At 72.0% G+C, this 1,219-nt stretch carries 1 protein-coding gene and 1 pseudogene; one reads left to right on the top strand and one right to left on the bottom strand.

What is annotated here, in order from left to right:
• Nucleotides 1-305: pseudogene (locus tag AB0J09_RS65210) on the bottom strand (O-succinylbenzoate synthase); the annotation flags it as partial.
• Nucleotides 306-386: 81 nt separating this feature from the next.
• On the opposite strand from AB0J09_RS65210, the gene AB0J09_RS65205 reads away from it, so the two are divergent.
• A partial coding sequence (locus tag AB0J09_RS65205) for an AMP-binding protein (protein WP_360714575.1) occupies nt 387-1,219 on the top strand: 833 nt, incomplete at its 3' end.

Raw genomic sequence — 1,219 nt, 5'->3', positions numbered from 1 at the left:
CTGGCCACGTCGTCGTCGAACGTCTGACCGCGCTCGGCCACCTTCACCTTGGCCGTGCCGCACCCGGACCGCCGGACGATGTCGTACGCCTGCTCGGGCCCCACAGCGGGCACGGTCGCGTTGACGGGGACGCTGTCGCGCACCGGCTCGGGCCACCCCTCGAACGCCGCCTCACGGGCGCATGCCAGCCAACGGGCGCACTCGCGCGGGCCGTACTCCGGGAACGGGGAGAACTCCCCCCACCCCGCGGGACCGTGCAGCAGCACGCCTTCCCTGACGGTCTGCCCACGGAACCGAGTGCGCATGGGGATGCGGAAGACCACGGGAGAACGCGTCACGACCCTCCCTGCGCCTCAATCCGACCTGTCGCCACTAACCTTACGAGCATGTGGAGGAACCCGTCGCATCCGGACCGTCCGCTGCATGCCATTGTGCAGCCTCCCGGCCCTGGCCTGTTCAGGGCCGTCCGCGACGCGCTGTCGGGCGAGGGCCCGGCCGTGCTCCCCCTGGCTCCCGGCCAGTCCGAGGCCGCCATCGCCGCGCTGCGCCCCACCCACGTCAACGGCGCGCTCCAGAGCGACGGCACGGGCGTGCCCTCCGACGTGTCGGTCGTGATCGCCACCAGCGGCAGCACCGGCGCGCCCAAGGGCGTGATGCTCTCGGCCACCGCGCTGCGCGCCTCCGCCGCGGCCTCTCTGCGCCGCCTGGAGGCCTCCAAGGGCGAGCGCTGGCTGTGCTGCCTGCCCGTCTCCCACATCTCCGGCCTCCAGGTCCTGGTACGCGCCCTGCTGTCGGACAGCGAGCCGATCATCCACGCCAGATTCGACCCGGACGAGGTCCTTCACTCAGGGGCCAGCCACGTCTCCCTCGTCCCCACCCAGCTCCACCGGCTGGTCGAGCGAGGGGCGGACCTGTCGGTGTTCCGCACGATCCTGCTCGGCGGCGCCGCGCCCAGGCCTGGTCTGCTGGACCAGGCCCGTGACCTCGGTGCCCGGGTCGTGACGACGTACGGGATGAGCGAGACGTGCGGCGGCTGCGTGTACGACGGCCAGCCCCTTTACAATGTAGATCTCAAAATCGGCGAGGACGGCCAGATCAGGATCTCCGGGCCCGTGCTGTTCTCGGGCTACCGCTTCGGGGAGCCCGACCCGTTCGACGGCGGCTGGTTCCGCACCTCCGACCTGGGCGAACTGACCGGCGGCCGGCTGCGCGTGCTGGG

Origin of the sequence: Nonomuraea sp. NPDC049784, assembly GCF_040659615.1 — a bacterium.
Classification (GTDB): domain Bacteria; phylum Actinomycetota; class Actinomycetes; order Streptosporangiales; family Streptosporangiaceae; genus Nonomuraea.
The sequence above is the reverse complement of the archived record's forward strand: the minus strand, read 5'-3'. Positions and strand labels throughout refer to the sequence as shown.